Here is a 22,957-nt window from a genome sequence, read left to right as displayed (position 1 = left end):
TAAGCGGGGGTATAAAGCTTACTAGTGTCAGAAGGGGTTAAAGCCCCTTCTGACAGGTGGCACAAAGTGCCACTGCGTTCATGAGGAAGTAGCGAAGCGGATTCCGAATGTCCGCTTTACAGCAGTGTAGAATTTAGAATTCTCTGCTTTAAGAAGTAATTTAAAGGAGTAGCTTATGAATTTACCAGAGAAATATCTAGCTTCCATGAAGGAAATGCTAGGCGATGATTTTGAAAGCTATCTTAACAGTTTTGATGACACAAGACTTTATGGTTTAAGAGTTAATAATTTAAAAATTTCCACAGAGGATTTCTTAAAGATTTCCCCATTTAAACTAAAGCCAATTCCTTGGATTGAAAATGGCTTTTATTATGAAGAAGATGACAAACCAGCAAAGCATCCATATTACTTTGCAGGTCTTTACTATATACAGGAGCCAAGTGCTATGACTCCAGCTAACGTCTTACCTATAAACAAGGGCGACGTGGTTTTTGATATGTGTGCAGCCCCTGGTGGTAAGTCCACTGAACTTGCTGCAAAGCTTGATAATACTGGCTTACTTATTACTAACGACATTAGTAATTCAAGAACTAAGGCTCTTTTAAAAAATGTAGAAGTTAACGGAGACAATAAAATCTGCGTCTTAAATGAAGATCCTAAGCAAATCAAGGATAGATTCTCTGAATTCTTCGATAAGATTTTAATTGATGCTCCATGTTCTGGTGAGGGTATGTTTAGAAAGGACAACAAGCTAATTAAAGCTTGGGAAAAGACAGGTCCTGAAGTTTATGCTGAAATTCAAAGAAGCGTTATTATGTCAGGTGCAGAAATGCTAAAGCCAGGCGGAATGATGCTTTATTCAACATGTACTTTTAGTAAGCTTGAAGATGAAGAGACAATTAAGTATCTCTTAACTAATAGAGATGACTTTGAACTTGTAGATATTAAGCCATACGAAGGCTTTTCACACGGCTTTGAGGAAAGTGATTCTGACAAGGAAATGAACATTTCTAAGACTGTAAGAATTTTCCCTCACAAGATGGAAGGGGAAGGTCATTTCGTGGCTTTACTTAAGAAGAAGGGCGAACTTGACCCTGATAATAATATACATTTTGTAAATCCAGGCTTTAATAATAAGGTGCCAAAGGAAGTTACTGATTTCCTTGATTCCTTTAACTTTGACTACGATAGCAAATATATCAATATCCGTGGTACATACTGTTATCTCGTTTCAAAGTATATGCAGGAGGAGAAGGGCCTTCGTATTATTAGAAATGGCTTACTTCTTGGTGAAATTAAGAAGAATAGATTTGAACCTAGCCAGGCTCTTGCTATGGCCCTTAAATTAAAGGATTATCCAAATGTAATTGATTTAGATGTAAATGATGAAAGAGTCGTTAAGTACTTAAAGGGTGAAACTCTTGACTGCGACGACTTTACAGATGTTAAAAACGGCTGGGTATTAATTGGCGTTTCTGGTTACCCTCTTGGTTGGGGTAAGTTTAACAACGGCCAGGTTAAGAATAAATACCTTGCAGGTTGGAGATGGATGTAGGAGATTATATGTTAGTAAGACTAGATAAACACTTGGTGGAGGCTTCTGTTGGAACAAGAAGTCAGGTAAAAGAGCTTATTAAGAAGGGCCGAATTTCTGTTAATGGCAACAATAAGCTAAAAGCTGAATTAAAAATTGATAACGAGAAGGATAAGATTTTCTTTGATGGGCAAGAAATAATTCTAAAAAGATTTGAGTATTTCATGCTTAATAAGCCGGCAGGAGTAATTTCAGCAAGTAGAGATAAAAATGCAAAGACAGTAGTGGACTTAATTGTAAATAAAACAAGAGCAGATCTTTTCCCTATTGGAAGACTAGATAAGGACACTCACGGTCTTGTAATTATCTCAAATGATGGAGAGCTAGCCCATAAGATGTTATCTCCAAAAAAGCATGTAGAAAAAACTTATTTTTTAAAGGCGAGAGGCGAGATAAAAGCTGAGGTCGTAGATACATTTTTAAAAGGAATAGTTTTAAAGGACTCTTCAAAAGAAGAGGGTAGCTTTAAAACCCTTCCAGCTAGGCTTGAAATCCTAGAAACAACAAGCGAAGCCCTTGATTATGTGGACGAAGATAGTAGAGAAGAGCGCCACTACGAGGGAAAGCTTACCGCTTGTAGGATAACAATTAAAGAGGGCAAGTACCATCAGATTAAGAAAATGTTTAGAGCAGTGGGGTCTGAAGTCCTTTATTTACAAAGAGTTTCCATGGGAAATTTAGAGTTAGACCCTAGCTTAGCAGAAGGCGAATATAGGGAATTAACAGAAAAAGAATTAGAGGATTTAAAGGCATTGGTTTAGAATTAAGGGGATGTAATAATGGAAAAGGGACAAAAAGGATATATTGATCATAAGAAGAAGCTAAATTTAGGGATTTGTATTGGCTTTGTTTTTGTAATAATTTTACTATATGTTATTGGTTTATTAGTGTTTAAAACAAGAAATAACTACTGTACTTTAGTAGCTGTTATCTTAGTTTTACCCTTTGCAAAATTCTTAGTAAACCTAATAATATGCTTTAGAGCTAAGGCTATAGATAAGGATTTTTATGAAAAAATAAGAGCTACAAATTACCCACATACGGATTTTGATTTAATACTATCTAATAAGCAAAACCCTGTATCCATCGAGGCTCTAGCCCTTGATAATAACACTCTTTATCTTTATACAAGAGAGAAAATTGATGAGAATTTCCTAAGAACTAACATAAAGGACTTCTTGTCTAATGTTAAGATTGATGCAAATGTAAACTTTATATCTAGTGAAGAAAAATTCATAAAAGAACTTAAGATCTTAAATCTTAAGAATAGAGATGAAAAGGAAATCGCTAGAACTAAGTATTTAGAGAAGCAAATTTTAAATATGTGCGTGTAATGCGTAACATTTTTATTAATAAATTTACAAGGAAGAAATATGAAAGAAATAATTATAAGTAATAAGAACGCTAACCAAAGGCTAGATAAATACTTATGCAAGTATTTATCCAATGCGCCTCTTAGCTTTATTTATAAAATGCTTAGAAAAAAGAATATTACTCTTAATGGTAAAAAAAGTGATGGCAAAGATCTCCTAAAAAAAGACGATGTCATTAAAATCTTTTTTTCAGAGGAAACTCTAGAAAAATTTACAAAGGGTGAAAGAAGCGTTATAGATAACAAAATTTCTAGCTACTATAATAAGATTTATAAGGACTTAAAGGTGATATATGAGGATGAAGATTACATTTTCATAGACAAACCAGTAGGCCTTCTTACTCAAAAAGCTAAGAATGATGATGTTTCTTTAAATGAGCTTCTTATTGCTTATTTAATTAAGAATGGTAATCTTAAAATAGAGGATTTAGATACCTTTAAGCCTAGTGTTTGTAATAGACTTGATAGAAACACTTCAGGAATTGTAGCCTGCGGTAAAACTATTAAGGGTTTACAGGAATTATCAAAGGGCTTTAAAGATAGAACTTTTGATAAATACTATATCACTGTGGTTAAGGGAGTCTTAACTAAAAAGGAGACGATTTCTGGTTCCTTAACTAAGGATAATAAGCTTAATAAAGTTAGCGTTAAGGATAGTAATGAGCTTGAGGAATACATTTCCACAAAGTATACGCCAATTGCTAATAACGGTAAGTTTACCTTACTTAAGGTGGAGCTTATTACTGGTAAGACTCATCAGATTAGAGCCCACCTAGCTTCAATTAATCATCCCCTTATTGGTGATTATAAGTACGGTGATAGTAAGACTAACGAATATTTTAAGTCAAAATATAAGCTAAAAAGCCAGTTACTTACAGCCTTTGAGCTTAATTGCGACTTGGGAGATAGAAAAGTAAATATAAAGAGCGAAATACCAAAACTCTTTTTATCTATACTTAAAGGAGAAGGATTATGGGAACCTGGAATTCAAGAGGACTTAGAGGAGAAGCACTAGAAGAATTCATTAATATATCCATTGATAAATATAAGGAAAAAGGCCTTGCTTTGATTCAAAAAATACCTACACCAATTAAGCCTGTGAAAATGGATCAAAATACAAGACAGATAACTCTTGCCTATTTTGATCAAAAAAGTACAGTAGATTATATCGGTGTAGTTCAAGGTATTCCTATTTGTTTTGATGCTAAAGAATGTCAAACAGATACTTTTCCCCTAGCTAACATCCATAAACATCAAATTGACTTTATGCGAGATTTTGAAAAGCAGGACGGCATTTCCTTTATAATTCTTTATTTTAGTCATAAAAATGAATTCTATTATCTTCCCTTTAGAGATATCCTTTACTTCTGGGAAAGAATGGAAAAGGGAGGCAGAAAAAGCTTCACCTATGACGAAGTTGATAAAACTTATAAGATTGGACAGGCAAATGGCGTAATTGTGCATTTTTTAGAGGCTATTAATATTGACTTAACCTCTAGAAATTAGTTACAATCTTAAATGAAGTGCTCGCATTAGATGCGGCTTTGCCGCGGCTCGCACACGAGTAGTGATTTGCTACGCAAATAACTACAAGAGAATGTAGCAATTATTTATAAAGGAGTTTTATTAATGAAGGGTTTTAAAAACATTTTCTTAAAGCTAATGGTTTTAGTTCTTGTTTCAACTACAATCCTAAACCTTACTGGCTGCAAGAAAGATACTAGCAAACTGCCAACTAATGATCATATCGTCATGATGACAGCTACTAATAGTAATATTGGTAACTATGATCCAGATGATGATTACTGGGAATACTCTTCTTGGACAGTTTATTATGATGGAGTAGTAGAATATACTGCTAATTACAATGTCTCAGGTCTCTTAGCAGATGATATGTATGATTTAACTGATGAGGATTTAAAGACACTCTACACACTTCTTACAGAAATGAATGAATTTGAAGATTGTGAAGTTACTGAAGAATACGGCAATTCATGGTATATCACATATTTTGATGTGAAAGGAAATTTGGTCGATTCTTTTTCTGGTGATATATCAGGCAAGGATTGTCTTACAGATATACAAGATATTCTTGAAAGCTCAATAAAATAAACTACAAAGCCACTTCCAAAGCACTACCATGTGACTTAGGAGGTGGCTTTTTTACTTAGATTGCTAGCATTTTAATTGACAAGAAAAGGATTATTATATATAATCATTTTATCTTAGTAGCAAATTAGCACAGTAAAACTTTACTGTATTAAATCGTTGGAATTTAAATAAGATATTAATAATAATAAAGAAAGTTGAGGATACTATGAAGAAAGATTTATTACATACACCGGAAGGTTTTAGAGATATTTATAATGGCGAATGCAATCAAAAGAAGATACTTGAAACTAGTCTTCATCAGGTTTGCCTCTCTTATGGATATAACGATATTGAAACACCAAGTATGGAGTTCTTTGATGTTTTTAATAAGGAAAGGGGCTCAATTCCATCTAATGAGATGTTTAAGCTCTTTGATAAATATGGTAACACTTTAGTTCTTAGACCGGATTTTACTCCATCTATTTCTAGACTTGCAGCTAAGTACTTTGAGGAGCACAGCCTTCCAATTAAACTTTGCTATCAGGGTAATACTTTTATTAACGATAACAAGTACTATCAGGGTAGATTAAAGGAGAACACAGTTATTGGCGCTGAACTTATTGATGATTCTTCAATTGAGGCGGATTTAGAAGTTTTAAGCATGCTTGTTGAATGTATGAAAGCCTCAGGCCTTAAGGAGTTCCAGGTAGAAGTGGGAAATGTTGCATTTTACAACGGATTACTTAACGAAGCAGGAATTTCTGGGGAAGTAGCAGAAGAGCTTACAACTTTAATTAGAGAGAAGAACTACTTTGGTGAGGAGGAATTGCTTAATTCCCTAAACATTAAAGAGGATATAAAGAAGATTTTACTTGAACTTCCACAGCTTTTTGGTTCTGTGGAAATTCTTGATAGAGCAAAGAGCCTTACAACTAATAAGGACTGTCTTGAGGCAATTAAGAGATTAGAAAATCTCTACGAATTATTAAAGATTTCAGGCTATGATAACTACATTAGCTTTGATTTAGGCTCACTTTCAATCCATTCTTACTACACTGGCATTATTTTCTCAGCCTATACTTTTGGCACAGGCCAAGCAGTAGCAACAGGTGGTAGATACGACAAGTTAATGGGCCAGTTTGGTTCAGATAAGGCATCAATTGGTTTCTCCCTTGTAATTGATAGACTCATGGCTGCTATTGACAGACAGGGCCTTGAGTTTACTGGAAATTACTCTGGTACACTTATTTGCTACAAGGAAGCAGCCCTTAAAAAAGCCCTTGAAAAGGCCAATGCTCTAAGAGCAGACGGTCAAAGAGTATGCCTTATTAAGGATTGCGGTAAAGATCTTGAAACTTATAAGTCTTACGCAAAGAATTCATATTTGCTAGACGTTATTATGATTGATGAAAATGGATGCGAAAACCTTTGTAAATAGATTAAATCAGGAAGGAATTATTTATGAGATATATAACAGTAGCCCTTGCTAAGGGTAGATTAGCTAAGAAAGCCTTAGAGATTTTTGAAAATGTTGGCGTTACCTGTGAGGAAATGAAGGACGAGAAAACTAGAAAGCTTATCTTTACTAACGAAGATATTGCCTTTAAGTTCTTCCTTGCAAAGCCATCAGATGTGCCAACTTATGTAGAATACGGTGCAGCAGACATCGGTATTGTAGGTAAGGATACAATCCTTGAAGAGCAAAGAAACCTTTATGAGGTTTATGATTTAAACATTGGAAAATGTAAAATGTGTGTCTGCGGTCCTGCATCCGCTCGTGAAAAGCTACAGCATCACGAACTTATTAGAGTAGCCTCAAAGTATCCTAATATTGCAAAGGATTACTTCTACAATAAGAAGCACCAGACAGTAGAGATTATTAAGCTTAATGGTTCTGTTGAGCTTGCACCTATTGTTGGTTTATCAGAAGTTATTGTAGATATTGTAGAAACTGGTGCAACTCTTCGTGAAAATGGTCTTGAAGTATTAGAAGAAATTGCTCCTTTATCAGCTAGAATCGTAGTAAATCAGGTTAGCATGAAGATGGAGAACGAGCGTATTAATAAATTCATAAATGATATTAAGAATTATCTTGCAGAAAGCCAGAATTAAAGCATATTATAGTCTTAGGATTATAGTAATAGGAGGAAGTTATGAGAATCGTAGAATTAAATGAGAATACAAAAAATGATATATTAAATAACCTTTTAAAGAGAAGTCCAAGTAACTACGGTAAGTTTGAGGATGCCGTAGCTGAGATTTTACTTAATGTAAAGGTTAAAAAGGATGAAGCAGTATTTAGTTATACTAAGCAATTCGATAAGGCAAATATTAATGCAGACAATGTATTAGTTACTAAGGAAGAAATCGCTGCTGCCTATAAGGAAGTAGATGAGGAATTAGTAGCAGTTATTAGAAAGGCCTTAGTTAATATTAAGGACTATCACGAAAAGCAGAAGCAGTACAGCTGGTTTGATTCAAAGCCAGATGGCACAATTCTAGGTCAGAAGGTTACTGCATTAGAGCGTGTTGGTGTTTATGTACCAGGTGGTAAGGCAGCTTATCCATCTTCAGTTTTAATGAATGTAATGCCAGCTAAGGTTGCTGGAGTTGATGAAATCATTATGTGTACTCCTTGCGATAGCGAAGGTAAGGTTTATCCTACAACTTTAGTTGCCGCTAATGAAGCAGGGGTTGATAAGATTTTTAAGGTTGGTGGAGCTCAGGCTATTGCAGCTATGGCTTACGGAACACAGTCAATTCCAAAGGTTGATAAGATTGTGGGACCTGGTAACATTTTCGTAGCTCTTGCAAAAAAGGCAGTCTTTGGCTATGTAAGTATCGACTCCGTTGCAGGCCCATCAGAGATCTTAGTTATTGCTGATGAAAGCGCTAATCCTCGTTTCGTGGCAGCAGACCTCTTATCACAGGCAGAACACGACGAGATGGCATCAGCTATCTTAATTACAACTTCAAAAGAAGTAGCCCAAAAAGTTTCAAAAGAAGTAGATGGCTTTGTAGCTAAGCTTAGCCGTAAGGAAATCATTCAGAAATCCCTTGATAACTACGGATATATCTTACTTGCAAATACTTTAGATGAAGCTATTGATGTAGCTAATGAAATCGCCTCAGAGCACTTAGAAATCGTAACAAAGAATCCATTTGATACTATGACTAAGATTAGAAACGCAGGTGCAATCTTCCTTGGAGAGTACTCATCAGAACCTCTTGGAGACTATTTTGCAGGTCCAAACCACGTACTTCCAACTAATGGAACAGCTAAGTTCTTCTCAGCTTTATCAGTGGATGACTTTATTAAGAAATCAAGCATTATTTCTTACTCTAAGGAAGCCCTTGAAAATGTACACCTAGACATTGAGAAATTCGCAACAGCAGAGCACTTAACAGCTCATGCAAATTCTATAAAGGTAAGATTTGAGTAGGATTTAAATAAGATTCGATAAGATTTTAAAATACGTGATTTTAAATATAGGAGGGAAATATGGCAAATAATCAATCTGCTAGAACTGCAACAATTAATAGAAAGACTAGCGAAACAGACATCAGCCTCTATCTTAATTTAGATGGCAAAGGAAATGCAGACGTGGATACTGGCATTGGATTTTTTGATCACATGCTTAAAAGCTTTGCAAAGCACGGCCTCTTTGACTTAAAAGTAAGAGTTCAGGGAGACTTAATCGTTGATTGCCACCACACCATTGAGGATGTGGGAATTGTCTTAGGAGAAGCTATAAAGAAGGCCCTTGGAGACAAGGTAGGTATTAAAAGATACGGTAATTTCTTCCTTCCAATGGATGAGACTTTAATTCTTTGCGCCATCGATTTATCAAATCGCCCATATTTAGTCTTTGAATCAGAGTTTAAAAGCGATTCAGTTGGTTATTTTGATACACAGATGGTTAAGGAGTTCTTCTATGCAATTTCTTACTCAGCTAGTATGAACCTCCACCTAAAGAAGATGTGGGGCGAGAACGACCACCACATTATTGAGGCTATGTTTAAGGCCTTTGCAAAAGCCCTTGATGAGGCGGTTTCAAAGGATAGCCGTATAACTAATGTATTATCTACTAAGGGAAGCTTGTAATTATAAGTGCTTATTTGTGAAGTTAGCATTTTAGTGTTACAAACTACTTAGTATTACTAAATAATAAAAATATAGCGAGGATTTTAAAATGAGATTATACCCAGCAATAGATATTAAGGATGGCAAATGTGTCCGCCTAAAGAAGGGCCTTTTTAATGAGGTCACAGTTTATTCTGATAAGCCTTACACAATTGCTAAGGAATTTGAGAAGGCTGGTGCAAAGTTTATACATGTTGTTGACCTAGACGGTGCCTTAAAGGGCTATAGAGTCAATGCCAAGGCTATTAAGGAAATCGTTGATAGCGTTAGTATTCCTGTAGAGCTTGGTGGTGGCGTTAGAAGCCTTGAAAACATCAAGGAAGTGCTTGATTTAGGAGTTTACAGAGTTATCATTGGTACTAAGGCTGTAGAAAATCCTGAATTTATTAGAGAGGCCATCAAGGAATTTGGCCCTGATAGAATCGTAGTTGGAGTAGATGCAAAGGACGGTCTTGTTGCTATTGAAGGCTGGGAGAAGTTATCTGATCAGACAGCCCTTAGCCTATGCCTTTCAATGAAGGAGATGGGTGTTGAGAATATCGTCTACACTGACATCTCAAAGGATGGCATGCTTGTAGGCCCTAATGTAGAGCAGACTAAGCTTTTATCTGACAAGACTGGTATTAACATTATCGCTTCCGGCGGTATGTCTTGTATGGAGGATTTAGAAAATGTATCTAATGCCGGCATCCATGGAGCAATCATTGGAAAAGCTATCTATGAAAAAAGAATTGACCTTGCCGAGGCTGTGGCAAAGTATGAGTCTTTTGATGCATTTTCAAAGGAAAGCAAAAAGGAAGTAATTAGTAACTTAAACTGGTCAGATTGTAAGCTTGATGATAAGGGCTTAATTCCAGTAGTAGTGCAGGATTACATCAATAATGAGGTCTTAATGCTTGCCTATATGAACGAGGAGGCCTTTAATAAGACTTTAGAGACTGGCCTTATGACTTACTATTCAAGAAGCCGTGATGAACTCTGGACTAAGGGTCTAACATCAGGTCACCTTCAGTATGTAAGTTCTCTTGATATTGACTGCGATTGCGACACAATTCTTGCTAAGGTAAGACAGGTTGGAGCAGCTTGCCACACTGGAAATAAGTCTTGTTTTTACAGAAACTTCTTTATAAGAAATATTTAGAGACTTCCCTTTAATTGCAATAAAATATGAGTTATAATACCATCTAGAGTAAATTTATTTAAATCTAGGTGGTATTTTTATGTCTACTAAATTAATTATTACTAGTTACAATAATAAATTAATCAGTGCGAAATACGTAGATGATGAGATTAAGAGTCTAACGGTGTGCGACAATGAGCATAACATCTCCGATATTTTTATTGGTCGTGTGGAAAATGTTGTAAAGTCCATTAACGCTTGCTTTATTGAATTTAGCAATAAGCAGAAGGGCTATTATGCATTTTCAGAAAACAAAGATCACATCTTTTTAAATAATAAGAATAACGACTTGCCAAACATCGGGGACAAGATTCTAGTTCAGGTAAAGAATCCACCTCATAAGACAAAGCCTCACACGCTTAGTTCTAAGCTTGAGATTCCTTATAAATATCTGGTTTTATCAAGGGACGTAGATGGGGTTTTAGTTTCAAAAAAGATTAAGAATGATGAAAATGTTTCTAACTGGGCAGCTAGTCTAGCCTATGAACTAAAGCTTATGAATGAAGAGCTAGTTAGGGAACTGGGGGCTGACTTTAAGGACACAAGGTCTAAGCTTAGTTACGGCTTTATTATTAGATCTAATGCGGTTAATGCAAGTCTCACGGAGTTAATAGATGAGGCGAAACATTTGCATAATACTTATAAGGAAATCCTAAAGATGGCAATACATGGTCTTTTTTATACAAAAGTTTATGAGTCGCTACCTAGCTACATTACTGAGGTTAACCACTTAGTGGCGGAAGAAGATTTTGAACTTGTGACGGATAATAAAGAGGCTTTCAGCCTTATTAAGAATAACTGCAATCTATCTGATACAAGACTTCGCTTTTATGAGGATAAGCTGCTGCCACTATATAGCTTATATTCTATAAAACACAATATTGATGAGGCCTTAAGGCGTCAGGTTTGGTTAAAATCTGGTGCATACCTTGTAATTGAGGAGACGGAAGCCTTGACGGTGGTGGATGTTAACTCTGGTAAATTTGTTCCAAAAAAGGGTAAGGACAAAGATTTATCAAATTATAATGTTAATATTGAGGCTGCAAAGGCTACTCTTACTCAGTTAAGGTTAAGAAATATCTCCGGCATTATTATTGTTGATTTTATTAATATGAAGGATGAGTCCCTAAATGAGGACTTATTAAAATACCTTAAAAAGGAAGCTAAAGACGATGAAGTGGGGGTAAGAATCGTCGATATGACTAAGCTTGGGCTTGTGGAAATTACAAGAACTAAGCAGGGTCAAACATTAAAAGAAAGAATGGGACTAGAAAGAAATGAAGAATTACGAGACTAACTACAAGAAAATTACTGATTATTTTGACAAGCATGAAGGGGCAAAGAAAGCGCTTATATTCCTATATCGATTTTTGATTATACCTTTTGTAATCGCTTACTTTTTCCTTTTGTTTAATTCTATTTATACAAAGGCTTCTTATCTTGTGATTGCAAAGCTTATTATTGTGCCAGCTACAACTTTTGTGGTGATTTCAATTTTAAGACTTGCCCTTGATGCTAGAAGACCTTACGAAATCTATGACATTAAGCCAATTATTGAGAAGAAAAAGAAGAGACAATCAATGCCAAGTAGACATGTGCTTAGTGCCACACTTATTGCAGGCTGCGCTATGTATATTAACCCATTTCTTGGTATTGCCTTAATTATACTTACAGTTATTATGGCCATTACAAGAGTTTTGGCAGGAGTACATTTTGTAAAGGATGTAGTCGTAGCAATTATTATTGGAATTCTAAGTTCTTATATAGGACTTTGGATTTTATAAATAGCGGGCTAATTAGCTAGTTGCTTATATTAGCGCTGCGAAAAGTTTTAGCTTTTTAAATTTAGATAGAAGCTAAACTTTAATTACTTACTTAGTATTACTTGAATAAGGGGGATTTTATGAAAAATGTAAAAATTGCCTATATTGGCGGTGGCTCAAAGCTTTGGGCAAGAGTGTTTATGTACGACTTAGCTCTAGTAAAGGATTTTACTGGAGAAATCGGCCTCTACGATATTGATTTAGAGGCTGCAAAGAGAAACAAGGAAATTGGTGCAAGAATTAATGAATCTAAGGATTGTATTAACAAATGGGATTATAAGATTTATGAAAATCTTAAGGACTGCCTAAAGGGTGCTGATTTTGTAGTGATTTCTATACTTCCTGGTACTTTTAATGAGATGCGATCAGATGTACATTTGCCTGAAAAATATGGAATCTATCAGTCTGTAGGGGATACTGCGGGTCCTGGTGGCGTACTTCGTGCTATGCGAACAGTGCCTATTTATGAGGGTTTTGCAAAGGCTATTAAAGAGATTTGTCCAACGGCTTGGGTTATTAATTTTACTAATCCAATGACAATTTGCACAAAGACTCTTTATGATGTTTTCCCTGAAATCAAGGCTTTTGGTTGCTGTCATGAGGTTTTCCATACACAGGACTTCCTATGTGACGTTTTAAAGGAAGCTAAGGGAATTCGCCCAAATAGAGACGAAATCTACACTGAAGTTTCTGGCATTAATCACTTTACTTGGATTAGCTCTGCAAAGTACAAGGACATGGAGATTATGGACTATCTTGATGATTTTATTAATAAGCACTTTGAGGAGGGCCACTACGAGCATGGGGATGCAAACCAGTATAAGACTGACCCTTTTGCCTATGCTAATAAGGTGAAAATGGATCTCTATAGAAGATATAAGACTCTAGGGGCAGCAGGAGACCGCCATCTAGTTGAATTTGTAAACAATAACTGGTATCTAAAGAATAAAGAATGCGTGGATAGCTGGAAATTTGCCCTAACAAGCATTGACTTTAGAATTAATCAGGCCAATGAAAAAATTGAGGAATCCATTAAGATTGCTAAGGGCGAGCATCCAATTGAGGTTAAGAAGTCTAGCGAAGAGGCCGTAGATATTATGAGTGCAATTCTTGGCTACGGCAAAAAAATTAGTAATGTAAACCTAATTAATGAGGGGCAGATGCCACAGTTAAAGCTTGGAGCAGTAGTAGAGACTAATGCTATATTTACTCATGATAGCGTTAGACCAATTATGGCAAAGCCTTTAAACAACTCAGTAATTAGCCTTGTGAAGCGTGCTTCTGAAAATGTAGAGACTTTATATGAGGGCATTAAAAATCGTGACTTTAAAACAATCTTTGCTTCCTTTATGAATCAGGGACTTTGTTCTAATCTTGATTTGGCTTCTGGTAAGGATTTATTTAAGGAAATGTGCCTTAATACCTCTAAATATTTGGAAGAATACTATAATTTAGAAGATTTAAAGTTATTGTAAAGAAAATATGTTGACATACCACTATATTTGATATATATTATTATAGTATGCCGCTCAGTTAGGATACAAGTGGATTTTTCTTTATGAATATCCCTCCAAAACTGGCGAGTAATTTATTAGGAGGTGCCATATGTACGCAATTATCGCAACAGGTGGTAAGCAGTATACAGTTTCTGAAGGTGACGTAATCAACGTTGAGAAGCTTTCAGTTAACGCTGGTGATACTGTAACATTTGACCAGGTTCTTTTCGTTAACAACGGTGAGGCTAAGGTTGGCGAGCCAACAGTAGCAGGCGCTACAGTTACTGCTTCAGTTATTGAAGAAGGTAAAGAAGCTAAGGTCGTAGTTTACAAGTACAAGAGAAAGACTGGATATCACAAGAAGAATGGTCACAGACAGCCATTTACTAAGGTTAAGATTGAAAAGATCAATGCTTAATTAGTTGAGGGTGTTTATCCATGACTTTAGTAGACTTATACAGAGATGGTAAATCTCAGGAGATTGTAGGTTTTAAGGTTTCTGGACATGCTGGTTTTGCCGAAGCTGGTGAAGATATAGTTTGTGCAGCAATTTCAACGCTTACAATTAATACAGTAAATTCCATTGAGGCATTTACTACTGATAAATTCGATTTAAATACTGATGAAGACGGTGCTTTAATTGAATTAAAGATGTCCTCTATCAGTAATGAGACAAGAATTTTATTACAGGCATTTGAGTTAGGTATGAATTCAATAGCTAGTGACAATGCCCAATACTTATTGATTAATATCAAGGAGGTGTAATGACTATGATGAATTTGAACCTTCAGTACTTCGCTCATAAAAAGGGTGTTGGTTCTACAAAGAACGGTAGAGATTCAGAATCTAAGAGATTAGGTGCTAAGAGAGCTGATGGACAGTTTGTTTTAGCTGGTAATATTCTTTACAGACAGCGCGGAACTAAGATTCATCCAGGTGTTAACGTAGGTCGTGGTAACGATGATACATTATTCGCACTTGTTGATGGACGTGTTAAGTTCGAAAGAAAGGGTAGAGATAAGAAGCAGGTTTCTGTTTACCCAGTTGCTGAATAATATTATTATTAGAAGCGTAAGTAAAGTGGCTCCAAGTCTTCGGATTTGGAGCTTTTTATTTGATTTTTATACATTTGATATATTGTTTGTAACGTGGTATTTTTATATCAGGTTTTAAGCCAGTAAGCATTCTTATTTATTGAATGCACGTGGAGGTTATATATGTTTGCTGACAGAGTTAGAATCTTCATCAAATCAGGTAAGGGTGGCGATGGTCACGTTTCTTTTAGACGTGAGTTATACGTTCCTGCCGGCGGACCAGATGGTGGTAACGGCGGCCATGGTGGAGACATTATTTTTCAAGTTGACAAGGGTTTAAATACTCTTGGTGATTTCAGACACAATGCTAAATACGTGGCTGAAAGTGGTCAAGAAGGTGGAAAGAAAAGATGTACTGGAAAGGACGGAGAGAATTTAGTAATCAAGGTTCCAGAAGGTACTGTAATATATGATGACGCATCAGGCAAAGTAATTGCTGATATGTCAGGCGATAATCAATGTGAGACTATTCTTAGAGGTGGTCGTGGCGGTAAGGGTAATATGAATTACGCAACTGCTACAATGCAGGCTCCTCAGTACGCTCAGCCAGGTCAGGATGCCCAGGAATTATGGGTAAGACTTGAGCTTAAGTGTATTGCCGATGTAGGTTTAGTAGGTTTCCCTAATGTAGGTAAGTCTACATTCCTTTCAAGAGTAACTAATGCTAGACCAAAGATTGCTAATTACCATTTCACAACTCTTAATCCAAACCTTGGTGTTGTTGATGTAGAGGGTGGTCGTGGTTTTGTAATCGCTGATATTCCTGGACTTATTGAAGGAGCTTCAGAGGGTGTTGGTTTAGGTCATGAGTTCTTACGTCACATTGAAAGAACTAAGGTTATTATTCACATCGTAGATGCTGCATCTACTGAAGGACGTGATCCTATTGCTGATATTAAGGCAATCAATAAGGAATTAGAGAACTACAATCCAGATCTTTTAAAGCGTCCACAGGTTATTGCTGCTAATAAGATTGATGTTATCTTTGATGATGGTGAAAATGACCCAATCAAGTCTTTAAAGGATGAATTCGAACCTGCAGGTATTAAGGTATATCCTATGTCTGCAGTAACTGGTAAGGGTGTTAAGGACCTTCTCTGGGCTGTTAGAGAATTACTTGATAACTTCAAGGATGAACCAGTTGTCTTTGAAAGAGAAATCTCTGAAGAAGAAATGTTTGATAATCCTAATGAAGCATTTGAAGTATACTTTAATGAAGAAGAGAATATGTACATCATTGAAGGCCCACGTATTGATAAGATGCTTGGTTATACTAACCTTGAATCTGAAAAGGGCTTCGACTTCTTCCAGAAGTTTATGAAGACAAGCGGCGCTATTGATAAGTTAGAGGAATTAGGTATTGAAGAAGGCGAGACTGTAAGAGTCGGCGATTACCTACAATTTGATTATTATAGAGCTTAAGTAAATAATACATTTTTAATAGACTATATTTAAATTAGGAGGATTAGCTAAGATTATCTTAGTTAAAATGATTATGACAAGTAAACAAAGAGCTTACCTTAAAGGTCTTGCTATGAATATCGATCCTATTTTCCAGTTTGGTAAGAATAGCCTTACACCTGAGAATACAGCAGCTATTGCTGAAGCCCTTGAAAAGCGTGAATTAATTAAGATTCATGTTCTTCAAAACTGTGCAGATGACCCTAAGGCCATTGCAGCTATTGTTGCTGAAAGAACTAGATCTGAAGTTGTTCAGGTTATTGGAAAGAAGATTGTTCTTTACAAGGAATCTAAGGATCACAAAAAAATTGAGCTTCCAAAGGCAAGAAAAGAGGCAAAATAATGGCAACTGATAATGTTATTGGTATAATGGGTGGAACTTTTAATCCAATTCATCTTGGACATCTTGAATTAATTAAGGCTGCACATGAGCAGTTTAATCTTGATAAGATTTTAGTTATGCCTAGCGGCACACCAGTTTATAAGAATCAATCTGAAATTGTGGATGCAAAGCACCGTTGCAATATGGTAGAGCTTGCAATTAAGGATTATGATTATATGGAATTATCTACTATCGAAATCGATAGAAAGGGTAATACTTATACCGCTGATACATTACGAGAAATTGCCTCAGATTACGATAAGATTTATTTTATTATCGGGGCAGATTCCCTTTTTGCCATAACTGATTGGTATAAGCCTCAGTACATTTGCGCACATTGCCATCTATTATGTGCCAACAGAGATGAATATGAGGTGGAAGAGCTTAATCGTCAAAAGAAATTATTAGTTTCTAAATACGATGCTAAAATTGACTTTATAAAATGTGATTCTATTCCTTTTAGTTCAACAGAAATCAGAAATAGAGTTAAGGAAAACAAATCAATTACTGATATGGTTGGTCGCGAAGTTGAAAATTACATTAAAGATAACAACTTGTATATTTAGACTAGATTGGAGTATAAATGAATAATGCTTATATCGAAGAAATCAGAAACAAAGTAGAAATAGCACTTGAAAAGGATCCTATGCGTTTTAAACATTCTATAGGAGTTGCAGATACTGCAGCTTGCCTTGCTATGCGCTATAACTCTGACATGGAGAAGGCTTATATCACAGGCTTATTACATGATTGCGCAAAATGTGTAGATGACGATTTAAAGATAAAAGAGTGCAGGGAGGCTAATCTAAGTGTTAGTCAGACTGAGCTTGAAAGCCCTTATTTATTGCACTCTAAACTTGGTGCACTTTATGCTAGAACTAAATACGGAATAGATGATCCAGAGATATGCTCTGCCATTGAATTTCATACTACAGGAAAGCCTAATATGTCTTTACTAGAAAAAATTGTATTTATTGCTGACTACATCGAACCTTATAGAAATAAGGCTTGGGATGTGGATATTATTAGAGGCCTTGCCTTTGAAGATATTAATGAAGCAGTATATTTTTGCTTAAAGGACACACTAGAATATCTTGAAAGCAAGAATAAGACAATTGATGTAATGACAAGCAAAGCTTATGCTTTCTATGCTAGTAATAGAGTGGAAGATTAATAGTAACTTATATGAGTTAAATTAGAGAATAAAAGAGAGGTAATTATGAGTTCAAATAGTTCTAAAGAAATGGCTAAAATCGCTGCTAATGCCTTAGCTGATAAGAAGGCTAGCGATGTAAAAATCATTGATATAAGTAATGTTTCTGTAATTGCTGATTACTTTGTAATTGGTAGTGCCACAAACATCAACCAGGTTCAGGCTTTAGTTGATAATGTAGAAGAACAGATGCATTTAGCTAACTACAAGGACCCAAGAGTTGAAGGTCATGGTAACTCAACATGGGTTTTAATGGATTTTGATGATATTATCGTTCACGTATTCTCAGAAGAGGATAGAGCTTTCTATAATCTTGAGAGAATTTGGAAGGACGGTAAGGAATTAGATCCTGCTAGTTTATAATTCTTGATAAATTTAATATGAATAAAAAAGAGACTATTTAGTATTACTAAATAGTCTCTTTTAAGTTACAAAACAATCTAAAGAATAAACAATTAATAATCAATGATCATTAAACGATATTCATTCTAATAAGGCCAATTACTTTACCAAGAATTTCGCAATCATCAACAATAATTGGATCCATAAAATCATTCTCTGGCTGAAGTCTTATATGACCGTTCTCCTTATAAAATCTCTTAACTGTAGCAGAATCATCTACTAAAGCAACAACAACTTCTCCATTAGCAGCTGTGCTTTGCTTCTTAACAATAATCTGATCCCCTTCATAGATTCCCATATTAACCATACTTTCACCCTTAACTGTGAGCATAAATGTCTCTTCGTTAGGCAAATATTCAGATGGAATAGGGAAGTAGTTAGATACATTCTCAACAGCAAGTAATGGCTGACCTGCAGCTACCTGTCCAAGAATTGGAACGTTAACAACCTCACGTCTAACTAAATTAAAATTGTCATCAATAATCTCAATAGTTCTTGATTTAGATGGATCTCGTCTAATATAACCGTTCTTCTCTAATGTCTCTAAATGAGCATGTACTGATGATGTTGACTTTAAATTAACCGCAGCACATATGTCACGTACTGAAGGTGGATATCCCTTATTAAGTATCTGGCTCTTGATATACTCAAGTATCTCTGTCTGCTTAGCAGTTATTCTCCCGTATGCCATAATAAGCCTCCTATCTAATAGTTTTCATTAATCTTTTAAATAATTGTATCACACGTTCATAAAAATTACAAACAGAAATTCGGAAAAAATGTTCGAAATTTTTGTTCGAATTTTATTGACAAACGACTGTTCGAATAATATAATCCAATTATAGAACAGCAGAACAGTTGTTCCAAACAAGCGTTTTAATCGATCTAAATGGGGGTTAAATTTATGAATATGACAAGAAGAAACTTAAAGGAAATTAGACCTAATAATTATATCAATAATAGAGAGGCAGCATTATCGAAAAGAACTATAGAAAGAAGAAAGAGAAGAGCTAGAAGATTAAGAACTATCTTTGGTATTAAGCTTTCTTTAATATCCTTTGCTGTTCTTATGATAACTGTTGTTACTATCGTAACATTTTTTAATATCAATGCTAAGGCTTCAGAAACTAATGAAGCTAAGATGACAACTAAGTACTATACAAGCATTGAAATTAAGAACAATGATACTTTATGGAATCTTGAAGACCAGTATAATAATGGCAATGAAAGCAAGAAAAACTACATTAACAATATTATGAAACTCAACAACCTAAACTCAGAGACAATTTATTCTGGTGAGAATTTAATTGTATATTACTACGGGAATTGATTACTAGGGGAATTAGATAGAGTTTATTAATCGATTATGTATCCTTAATCTGCTTAAATTCTAGTATTCTTAAGCCTTTGCTAGCCTTTGTTATATGGACTTTTCCCTAGGGGATTGATATAATAAACTAGATAAAATTATAAGAAGGTTATAGTATGAAATTCAACGAAATTAAAGAAATCAATGAACATATTGTTAGCTATTTAAATAGCAATAAGATTACTGATATGACAGCTGTCCAGGCACAGTCATTTAAACACATTTACAACAACAAGGATATGATTATTTGCTCTAATACAGCTACAGGTAAAACTTTAGCATATCTTTTACCTATAATTGCTAGATTAGACGCTAAATCTAACAATATACAAGCCTTAATTTTAGCACCTACTGGAGAACTTGCTTCTCAGATTGCAAAGGTTGCTAATGAGCTTTTAGAGTATGATGAGAAGCTTAATGCACAGTTTGTAGTGGGAGAGGCTAATATTAAGCGTCAGATCGAGCATTTAAAGAAGATGAAACCTGCTATTTTAGTTGCTACACCAGCTAGAGCGCTAGAACTTATTTCTTCTAAAAAGATTAAGGTTCATGAGGTAAAGACTTTTGTACTTGATGAATCAGATAGACTTCTTAATAAGACTTTTGAGACTACAATTAAGAATATTCGTAAGTCTTTAATGAAGAGAACACAGGTTTTATTACTTTCTGCAAGCATTAATAAGAAAACTAAGAATGAAGCTAAGGAGCTTTGCTTTAACCCAATTTATCTAGACATTAATGCCAATACAGCCAATGAATCTCAGGTACCTAAAACTATTAAACATTTTTACTTTTTCTCAGATCGTAGAGAAAGAATTGAGAATTTGAGAAAAATCATTAAGGCTGCAAAACCAGAGAAATGCATTATTTTCATTAATACAAAGTATGATCTAGATGAAAGCTACCAGAAGCTTCAATATCATAATTACAATGTAGCTTGTTTATCAAGTAATCAGGATTCACTTCAAAAGAAGAACACAATCGAAGGCTTTAAAACTGGTAAATACAACATTTTAATTGCAACAGATATTGCAGCACGTGGTTTACAGATTGATAATATAGATACGGTTATTAATGTTAATCTACCAGAAGAGAATGAAGAATATATTCATAGAGCTGGAAGATGTGGCCGTAATGGCAATAAGGGCACATGCATATCTATAATTACAGAGAATGAAGTCTCTAAAATTAAAAAGTATCAGAAGGCTTTTAACATAAACTTTATAGCAAAGAAATTATATCAAGGTAAGATTGTAGCAAAGTAATTATAAATAAACTAATTACTGATGAAGTCCTTACAGATTTAAATTACGAAATAAATATAAAAGAAAGATTAGCTGGTAAATGAAGATCAGGATATGAATTATCCTGGAATCTAGATTTTATCAGCTTTTTCCTTTATTTTACTTGCAATAAGAACTGAGCTTTGATATAATTATTTTAAGGGGTTAACTTCGTTAAACTGGACTTTAGCGAATAGATAACTATGAAGATAACTAGTGCTCTTTTATGTATTTAAGCCTGAAGTATTAATTTAACAGCTAATTTTATACAGATTCTAATTAGATTTAAAGGAGGTTTTTATGGCTACTAATAAGAATTACGTTGAGCAAATGAATAATAAATATGCAAAGCAATTAAAGGGTCTTTTAGATGAGATGCCAGACTTTTGTGTTGAATATTTTGATAGCTTAGAATTTAATAAGCAGGCAAGAACTAAGATTGCATATGCTCTTGATATTAAAGGCTTCTTTAAATATTTAATTGACGATACAAAGAAATTTGCAAATTATGATATAAAGGATTTTAGGGTTGAAGATCTTGATAAGATAACTGGTCAGGACATTTCTAATTATCTTAGATATATTAAATCCTACAATAGACACGGCAAGGATGTTTCAAACTCAGCTTCCTCAGCTAAGAGAAAGCTCTGCGCCCTACGCCGCTTCTACAACTACTACTTCCGATATGAGTTTATTAAGACTAATCCAAGCCTTAAGGTAGATATGCCTGTAATTCACGACAAACCAATTGTTCGAATGGAGCCAAATGAGGTTGCAGAGTTCCTTGATAACGTGGAATCAGGTAATAAATTAACTAAGAACCAGCTTGCTAAACATGAAAAGCTAAAGACAAGAGATTTAGCTCTTCTTACTCTCATGCTTGGCACAGGAATCCGTGTATCTGAGTGTGTTGGCTTAGATATAGACGATGTAGATTTTGACAATGACAGAATCCACATTTACCGAAAGGGTGGCGCTGAAAGCTTTGTTTACTTTGGTGATGAGGCTAGAGAAGCTCTCCTTGATTATATGGAGGAAAGAAAGCAATTAACTCCTAAGGAGGGCCATGAAAATGCACTGTTTATCTCAAGTAAGAACAGTCGCCTCTGCGTCCGTTCTGTGGAGCTTCTTGTAAAGAAGTACTCTCGTACTGTTACAACAGTAAAGCATATTACTCCTCATAAACTTAGAAGTACATACGGTACAAACCTATACCAGGAAAGCGGCGATATTTACCTCGTAGCGGACGTTTTAGGCCATAAGGACGTAAATACTACACGTAAGCATTATGCAGACCTTATTGACGAAAATAAACGTGCTGCAAGAAATATGGTACGATTACGTAAAGAAAAATAAGTAAAAAAAGCTTGCTAGTCTCCTAGCAAGCTTTAATTTTAATATTCTCTTATTGATAAATCTGTCTCCATTCCATATCACCTCGTTCAAGTGACTTAATAAGCAACTCTGCTGTTGCAAGATTAGTTGCTAAAGGAATGTTATACATATCGCACAATTCGCATATATTATTAGGATCTGGTTCATGCATTAAAGGACCTTCTACTTCTCTTAAGAAAATAACTAAGTCCAACTGATTATGTTCTATCTGAGAACATAGCTGCTGATCACCACCTAAGTGTCCAGCTAAAAATTTATGAACCGAAAGGTTAGTAGCTTCTTCTATTAATCTTCCCGTTGTACCTGTCGCAAATAACTGATTCTTATTTAAGATTCCCTTATATGCAATACAAAAATTCTGCATTAACTTTTTCTTGGAATTGTGTGCTATTAATCCAATATTCATACTACTACCTCATGACTTTTTATTTTATATACATTATACCAATTTTTTAAAGATATTTCATCCCTAAATTTAAAATTATACATTAATTTGTAATTAAAAAATTATTGATGGTAAAGCGGACATTCGGAATCCGCTTCGCTACTTCCTCATGAACGCAGTGGCACTTTGTGCCACCTGTCAGAAGGGGCTTTAACCCCTTCTGACACCAGTAAGCTTTATACCCCCGCTTAAAGCTTACGCTTTTGAAGCGGG

The 22,957-nt window shown here is 35.0% G+C and carries 27 protein-coding genes; 25 read left to right on the top strand and 2 right to left on the bottom strand.

The window, feature by feature from the left end; all coding sequences use genetic code 11:
* The first annotated feature begins 175 nt into the window (after positions 1-175).
* The 22 genes from QVA17_RS09565 (at position 176) to rsfS (ending at position 18,213) form a co-directional block, all read left to right on the top strand.
* Positions 176-1,555, top strand: coding sequence for an RsmF rRNA methyltransferase first C-terminal domain-containing protein (locus QVA17_RS09565; RefSeq protein ID WP_027430745.1), 1,380 nt, complete (start codon positions 176-178; stop codon positions 1,553-1,555).
* A gap of 8 nt (positions 1,556-1,563) precedes the next feature.
* A complete protein-coding gene (locus tag QVA17_RS09560; protein ID WP_287388396.1) occupies positions 1,564-2,355 on the top strand; it encodes a pseudouridine synthase in 792 nt (263 codons plus the stop codon).
* An 18-nt stretch (positions 2,356-2,373) separates the two neighbouring features.
* Positions 2,374-2,928 (top strand): hypothetical protein, encoded by a 555-nt coding sequence (locus QVA17_RS09555; protein ID WP_287388394.1) that lies wholly within the window; start codon positions 2,374-2,376, stop codon positions 2,926-2,928.
* Between the two features lie 39 nt (positions 2,929-2,967).
* A complete protein-coding gene (locus QVA17_RS09550) occupies positions 2,968-3,981 on the top strand; it encodes an RluA family pseudouridine synthase (protein ID WP_287388391.1) in 1,014 nt (337 codons plus the stop codon).
* Positions 3,939-4,472, top strand: coding sequence for a Holliday junction resolvase RecU (locus tag QVA17_RS09545; RefSeq protein WP_287388388.1), 534 nt, complete (start codon positions 3,939-3,941; stop codon positions 4,470-4,472). Before QVA17_RS09550 ends, QVA17_RS09545 begins: the two co-directional genes overlap by 43 nt.
* Positions 4,473-4,595: 123 nt before the next feature.
* A complete protein-coding gene (locus QVA17_RS09540) occupies positions 4,596-5,078 on the top strand; it encodes a hypothetical protein (protein WP_287388386.1) in 483 nt (160 codons plus the stop codon).
* Between the two features lie 205 nt (positions 5,079-5,283).
* Positions 5,284-6,495 carry an ATP phosphoribosyltransferase regulatory subunit gene (gene hisZ, locus QVA17_RS09535; RefSeq protein WP_287388383.1) on the top strand — a complete coding sequence of 404 codons (1,212 nt, stop codon included), beginning with the start codon at positions 5,284-5,286 and terminating at the stop codon, positions 6,493-6,495.
* A 23-nt stretch (positions 6,496-6,518) separates the two neighbouring features.
* Entirely contained in the window at positions 6,519-7,169 is a 651-nt protein-coding gene (gene hisG / locus QVA17_RS09530) for an ATP phosphoribosyltransferase (protein WP_027430750.1), read from the top strand.
* A gap of 41 nt (positions 7,170-7,210) precedes the next feature.
* Positions 7,211-8,500 carry a histidinol dehydrogenase gene (gene hisD / locus QVA17_RS09525; RefSeq protein WP_287388381.1) on the top strand — a complete coding sequence of 430 codons (1,290 nt, stop codon included), beginning with the start codon at positions 7,211-7,213 and terminating at the stop codon, positions 8,498-8,500.
* Positions 8,501-8,559: 59 nt separating this feature from the next.
* Positions 8,560-9,162 (top strand): imidazoleglycerol-phosphate dehydratase HisB, encoded by a 603-nt coding sequence (gene hisB, locus QVA17_RS09520; protein ID WP_027430752.1) that lies wholly within the window; start codon positions 8,560-8,562, stop codon positions 9,160-9,162.
* Between the two features lie 88 nt (positions 9,163-9,250).
* Positions 9,251-10,342, top strand: coding sequence for a 1-(5-phosphoribosyl)-5-[(5-phosphoribosylamino)methylideneamino]imidazole-4-carboxamide isomerase (gene hisA / locus QVA17_RS09515; protein ID WP_330635187.1), 1,092 nt, complete (start codon positions 9,251-9,253; stop codon positions 10,340-10,342).
* Between the two features lie 79 nt (positions 10,343-10,421).
* A complete protein-coding gene (locus tag QVA17_RS09505) occupies positions 10,422-11,678 on the top strand; it encodes a ribonuclease E/G (RefSeq protein WP_287388379.1) in 1,257 nt (418 codons plus the stop codon).
* Complete coding sequence (locus tag QVA17_RS09500; RefSeq protein ID WP_287388376.1) at positions 11,659-12,165, top strand: phosphatase PAP2 family protein; 507 nt, start codon at positions 11,659-11,661, stop codon at positions 12,163-12,165. The genes QVA17_RS09505 and QVA17_RS09500 overlap by 20 nt, the downstream gene beginning before the upstream one ends.
* 119 nt (positions 12,166-12,284) lie before the next feature.
* Entirely contained in the window at positions 12,285-13,679 is a 1,395-nt protein-coding gene (locus tag QVA17_RS09495) for a family 4 glycosyl hydrolase (protein WP_287388374.1), read from the top strand.
* A gap of 130 nt (positions 13,680-13,809) precedes the next feature.
* Complete coding sequence (gene rplU / locus QVA17_RS09490) at positions 13,810-14,118, top strand: 50S ribosomal protein L21 (RefSeq protein WP_027430756.1); 309 nt, start codon at positions 13,810-13,812, stop codon at positions 14,116-14,118.
* A 20-nt stretch (positions 14,119-14,138) separates the two neighbouring features.
* Positions 14,139-14,465: a ribosomal-processing cysteine protease Prp gene (locus QVA17_RS09485; protein ID WP_103952014.1), complete on the top strand. Its 327-nt coding sequence runs from the start codon at positions 14,139-14,141 to the stop codon at positions 14,463-14,465.
* Between the two features lie 5 nt (positions 14,466-14,470).
* Positions 14,471-14,755, top strand: a complete 285-nt coding sequence (rpmA, locus tag QVA17_RS09480; RefSeq protein ID WP_027430758.1) for a 50S ribosomal protein L27 — start codon at positions 14,471-14,473, stop codon at positions 14,753-14,755.
* Between the two features lie 162 nt (positions 14,756-14,917).
* The gene (gene obgE, locus QVA17_RS09475) at positions 14,918-16,216 is read left to right on the top strand and encodes a GTPase ObgE (protein WP_287388370.1); all 1,299 of its coding nucleotides are present in this window, start codon (positions 14,918-14,920) and stop codon (positions 16,214-16,216) included.
* 73 nt (positions 16,217-16,289) lie between these two features.
* Positions 16,290-16,598, top strand: a complete 309-nt coding sequence (gene yhbY, locus QVA17_RS09470; RefSeq protein ID WP_027430760.1) for a ribosome assembly RNA-binding protein YhbY — start codon at positions 16,290-16,292, stop codon at positions 16,596-16,598.
* Positions 16,598-17,203 (top strand): nicotinate-nucleotide adenylyltransferase, encoded by a 606-nt coding sequence (nadD, locus tag QVA17_RS09465; RefSeq protein WP_027430761.1) that lies wholly within the window; start codon positions 16,598-16,600, stop codon positions 17,201-17,203. Before yhbY ends, nadD begins: the two co-directional genes overlap by 1 nt.
* Before the next feature lie 17 nt (positions 17,204-17,220).
* Positions 17,221-17,811 (top strand): bis(5'-nucleosyl)-tetraphosphatase (symmetrical) YqeK, encoded by a 591-nt coding sequence (gene yqeK / locus QVA17_RS09460; protein WP_287388365.1) that lies wholly within the window; start codon positions 17,221-17,223, stop codon positions 17,809-17,811.
* Positions 17,812-17,856: 45 nt separating this feature from the next.
* The gene (rsfS, locus tag QVA17_RS09455; protein WP_027430763.1) at positions 17,857-18,213 is read left to right on the top strand and encodes a ribosome silencing factor; all 357 of its coding nucleotides are present in this window, start codon (positions 17,857-17,859) and stop codon (positions 18,211-18,213) included.
* A gap of 109 nt (positions 18,214-18,322) precedes the next feature.
* Here the strand turns inward: rsfS and lexA are convergent, their stop codons facing one another.
* Positions 18,323-18,943 (bottom strand): transcriptional repressor LexA, encoded by a 621-nt coding sequence (gene lexA, locus QVA17_RS09450; RefSeq protein WP_027430764.1) that lies wholly within the window; start codon positions 18,941-18,943, stop codon positions 18,323-18,325.
* Positions 18,944-19,156: 213 nt separating this feature from the next.
* Here lexA and QVA17_RS09445 point away from each other — a divergent pair, with 213 nt between their 5' ends.
* From QVA17_RS09445 to QVA17_RS09435, 3 genes are all read left to right on the top strand, one after another.
* Positions 19,157-19,582: a LysM peptidoglycan-binding domain-containing protein gene (locus tag QVA17_RS09445; RefSeq protein ID WP_287388360.1), complete on the top strand. Its 426-nt coding sequence runs from the start codon at positions 19,157-19,159 to the stop codon at positions 19,580-19,582.
* Positions 19,583-19,737: 155 nt separating this feature from the next.
* Positions 19,738-20,886 carry a DEAD/DEAH box helicase gene (locus QVA17_RS09440; protein ID WP_103952010.1) on the top strand — a complete coding sequence of 383 codons (1,149 nt, stop codon included), beginning with the start codon at positions 19,738-19,740 and terminating at the stop codon, positions 20,884-20,886.
* Between the two features lie 318 nt (positions 20,887-21,204).
* Entirely contained in the window at positions 21,205-22,260 is a 1,056-nt protein-coding gene (locus QVA17_RS09435) for a tyrosine-type recombinase/integrase (RefSeq protein WP_287388357.1), read from the top strand.
* 49 nt (positions 22,261-22,309) lie between these two features.
* Here the strand turns inward: QVA17_RS09435 and QVA17_RS09430 are convergent, their stop codons facing one another.
* A complete protein-coding gene (locus QVA17_RS09430; RefSeq protein ID WP_027430767.1) occupies positions 22,310-22,705 on the bottom strand; it encodes a methylglyoxal synthase in 396 nt (131 codons plus the stop codon).
* Positions 22,706-22,957 lie beyond the last annotated feature (252 nt).

The sequence above is a fragment of the Lachnospira sp. genome (assembly GCF_016290755.1).
GTDB classification, from domain to species: Bacteria; Bacillota; Clostridia; order Lachnospirales; family Lachnospiraceae; genus Lachnospira; species Lachnospira multipara.
Note: the sequence above shows the minus strand (reverse complement) of the source record. Positions and strands in the feature narration are given on the sequence as shown.

Coding starts and splice junctions, on each gene's coding strand:
- QVA17_RS09565 (WP_027430745.1), top strand. CDS start 176: ATGAATTTACCAGAGAAATATCTAGCTTCCATGAAGGAAATGCTAGGC.
- QVA17_RS09560 (WP_287388396.1), top strand. CDS start 1,564: ATGTTAGTAAGACTAGATAAACACTTGGTGGAGGCTTCTGTTGGAACA.
- QVA17_RS09555 (WP_287388394.1), top strand. CDS start 2,374: ATGGAAAAGGGACAAAAAGGATATATTGATCATAAGAAGAAGCTAAAT.
- QVA17_RS09550 (WP_287388391.1), top strand. CDS start 2,968: ATGAAAGAAATAATTATAAGTAATAAGAACGCTAACCAAAGGCTAGAT.
- QVA17_RS09545 (WP_287388388.1), top strand. CDS start 3,939: ATGGGAACCTGGAATTCAAGAGGACTTAGAGGAGAAGCACTAGAAGAA.
- QVA17_RS09540 (WP_287388386.1), top strand. CDS start 4,596: ATGAAGGGTTTTAAAAACATTTTCTTAAAGCTAATGGTTTTAGTTCTT.
- hisZ (WP_287388383.1), top strand. CDS start 5,284: ATGAAGAAAGATTTATTACATACACCGGAAGGTTTTAGAGATATTTAT.
- hisG (WP_027430750.1), top strand. CDS start 6,519: ATGAGATATATAACAGTAGCCCTTGCTAAGGGTAGATTAGCTAAGAAA.
- hisD (WP_287388381.1), top strand. CDS start 7,211: ATGAGAATCGTAGAATTAAATGAGAATACAAAAAATGATATATTAAAT.
- hisB (WP_027430752.1), top strand. CDS start 8,560: ATGGCAAATAATCAATCTGCTAGAACTGCAACAATTAATAGAAAGACT.
- hisA (WP_330635187.1), top strand. CDS start 9,251: ATGAGATTATACCCAGCAATAGATATTAAGGATGGCAAATGTGTCCGC.
- QVA17_RS09505 (WP_287388379.1), top strand. CDS start 10,422: ATGTCTACTAAATTAATTATTACTAGTTACAATAATAAATTAATCAGT.
- QVA17_RS09500 (WP_287388376.1), top strand. CDS start 11,659: ATGAAGAATTACGAGACTAACTACAAGAAAATTACTGATTATTTTGAC.
- QVA17_RS09495 (WP_287388374.1), top strand. CDS start 12,285: ATGAAAAATGTAAAAATTGCCTATATTGGCGGTGGCTCAAAGCTTTGG.
- rplU (WP_027430756.1), top strand. CDS start 13,810: ATGTACGCAATTATCGCAACAGGTGGTAAGCAGTATACAGTTTCTGAA.
- QVA17_RS09485 (WP_103952014.1), top strand. CDS start 14,139: ATGACTTTAGTAGACTTATACAGAGATGGTAAATCTCAGGAGATTGTA.
- rpmA (WP_027430758.1), top strand. CDS start 14,471: ATGATGAATTTGAACCTTCAGTACTTCGCTCATAAAAAGGGTGTTGGT.
- obgE (WP_287388370.1), top strand. CDS start 14,918: ATGTTTGCTGACAGAGTTAGAATCTTCATCAAATCAGGTAAGGGTGGC.
- yhbY (WP_027430760.1), top strand. CDS start 16,290: ATGACAAGTAAACAAAGAGCTTACCTTAAAGGTCTTGCTATGAATATC.
- nadD (WP_027430761.1), top strand. CDS start 16,598: ATGGCAACTGATAATGTTATTGGTATAATGGGTGGAACTTTTAATCCA.
- yqeK (WP_287388365.1), top strand. CDS start 17,221: ATGAATAATGCTTATATCGAAGAAATCAGAAACAAAGTAGAAATAGCA.
- rsfS (WP_027430763.1), top strand. CDS start 17,857: ATGAGTTCAAATAGTTCTAAAGAAATGGCTAAAATCGCTGCTAATGCC.
- lexA (WP_027430764.1), bottom strand. CDS start 18,943: ATGGCATACGGGAGAATAACTGCTAAGCAGACAGAGATACTTGAGTAT.
- QVA17_RS09445 (WP_287388360.1), top strand. CDS start 19,157: ATGAATATGACAAGAAGAAACTTAAAGGAAATTAGACCTAATAATTAT.
- QVA17_RS09440 (WP_103952010.1), top strand. CDS start 19,738: ATGAAATTCAACGAAATTAAAGAAATCAATGAACATATTGTTAGCTAT.
- QVA17_RS09435 (WP_287388357.1), top strand. CDS start 21,205: ATGGCTACTAATAAGAATTACGTTGAGCAAATGAATAATAAATATGCA.
- QVA17_RS09430 (WP_027430767.1), bottom strand. CDS start 22,705: ATGAATATTGGATTAATAGCACACAATTCCAAGAAAAAGTTAATGCAG.